At 53.7% G+C, this 2,223-nt stretch carries 1 rRNA gene; it reads right to left on the bottom strand.

Going from position 1 to position 2,223, the window contains the following annotated elements:
- Window positions 1-31: 31 nt before the first annotated feature.
- A 23S ribosomal RNA gene (locus tag M3I56_RS40470) occupies window positions 32-2,223 on the bottom strand; the annotation flags it as partial.

The raw sequence follows: 2,223 nt of genomic DNA, 5'->3' as shown, positions 1-2,223 counted from the left end.
CACCCACGCGGGGCGGAGGCACACCTGTTATAGGATCAAGCCTTACGGGCAATTAGTATCAGTTAGCTTAACGCATTACTGCGCTTCCACACCTGACCTATCAACGTCCTGGTCTCGAACGACCCTTCAAGGGGCTCGAAGCCCCGGGGATATCTCATCTCAAGGCGAGTTTCCCGCTTAGATGCTTTCAGCGGTTATCTCTTCCGAACATAGCTACCCGGCGATGCCACTGGCGTGACAACCGGTACACCAGAGGTTCGTCCACTCCGGTCCTCTCGTACTAGGAGCAGGTCCCTTCAAATATCCAGCGCCCACGGCAGATAGGGACCAAACTGTCTCACGACGTTTTAAACCCAGCTCACGTACCTCTTTAAATGGCGAACAGCCATACCCTTGGGACCGGCTACAGCCCCAGGATGAGATGAGCCGACATCGAGGTGCCAAACACCGCCGTCGATATGAACTCTTGGGCGGTATCAGCCTGTTATCCCCAGAGTACCTTTTATCCGTTGAGCGATGGCCCTTCCATACAGAACCACCGGATCACTATGACCTGCTTTCGCACCTGTTCGACTTGTGAGTCTCACAGTCAAGCACGCTTATGCCATTGCACTATCAGCACGATTTCCGACCGTACCTAGCGTACCTTCGTACTCCTCCGTTACCCTTTGGGAGGAGACCGCCCCAGTCAAACTGCCTACCATGCACTGTCCCCGATCCGGATTACGGACCAAGGTTAGAACCTCAAACAGATCAGGGTGGTATTTCAAGGACGGCTCCACGGAAACTAGCGTTCCCGCTTCACAGCCTCCCACCTATCCTACACAAACCGGTTCAAAGTCCAATGCAAAGCTACAGTAAAGGTTCATGGGGTCTTTCCGTCTAGCCGCGGGGAGATTGCATCATCACAAACACTTCAACTTCGCTGAGTCTCGGGAGGAGACAGTGTGGCCATCGTTACGCCATTCGTGCAGGTCGGAACTTACCCGACAAGGAATTTCGCTACCTTAGGACCGTTATAGTTACGGCCGCCGTTTACCGGGACTTCAATCAAGAGCTTGCACCCCATCATTTAATCTTCCGGCACCGGGCAGGCGTCACACCCTATACGTCCACTTTCGTGTTTGCAGAGTGCTGTCCAACACCCGGACAACCTTCCGCGATCCGTCCCCCCATCGCATTTCACAATGGTGCAGGAATATTGACCTGCTTCCCATCAGCTACGCATTTCTGCCTCGCCTTAGGGGCCGACTCACCCTACGCCGATGAACGTTGCGTAGGAAACCTTGGGCTTACGGCGAGGGGGCCTTTCACCCCCTTTATCGCTACTCATGTCAGCATTCGCACTTCCGATACCTCCAGCACGCTTTTCAACGCACCTTCGCAGGCTTACGGAACGCTCTCCTACCATGCGAGACTAGCTCGCATCCGCAGCTTCGGTATATGACTTAGCCCCGTTACATCTTCCGCGCAGGACGACTCGATCAGTGAGCTATTACGCTTTCTTTAAAGGGTGGCTGCTTCTAAGCCAACCTCCTGACTGTTTTAGCCTTCCCACTTCGTTTCCCACTTAGTCATATTTGGGGACCTTAGCTGGCGGTCTGGGTTGTTTCCCTCTTGACACCGGACGTTAGCACCCGATGTCTGTCTCCCGTGATTGCACTCTTCGGTATTCGGAGTTTGCTATGGCGAAGTAATCCGCAATGGACCCTTCAACCATGACAGTGCTCTACCCCCGAAGGTGATACACGAGGCACTACCTAAATAGTTTTCGGAGAGAACCAGCTATTTCCAGGTTTGTTTAGCCTTTCACCCCTATCCACAGCTCATCCCCTAACTTTTCAACGTTAGTGGGTTCGGTCCTCCAGCACGTGTTACCGTGCCTTCAACCTGGCCATGGATAGATCACCTGGTTTCGGGTCTACACCCAGCGACTGAACGCCCTGTTCGGACTCGCTTTCGCTACGCCTGCCCTATTCGGTTAAGCTTGCCACTGAATGTAAGTCGCTGACCCATTATACAAAAGGTACGCCGTCACCCCTTGCGAGGCTCCGACTGTTTGTATGCATGCGGTTTCAGGATCTGTTTCACTCCCCTCCCGGGGTTCTTTTCGCCTTTCCCTCACGGTACTGGTTCACTATCGGTCGATCACGAGTATTTAGCCTTGGAGGATGGTCCCCCCATCTTCAGACAGGATTTCACGTGTCCCGCCCTACTTGTCGT

It is taken from the genome of Paraburkholderia sp. CNPSo 3281, assembly GCF_024206515.1.
GTDB lineage: Bacteria > Pseudomonadota > Gammaproteobacteria > Burkholderiales > Burkholderiaceae > Paraburkholderia > Paraburkholderia nodosa.
Note: the sequence above shows the minus strand (reverse complement) of the source record. Positions and strands in the feature narration are given on the sequence as shown.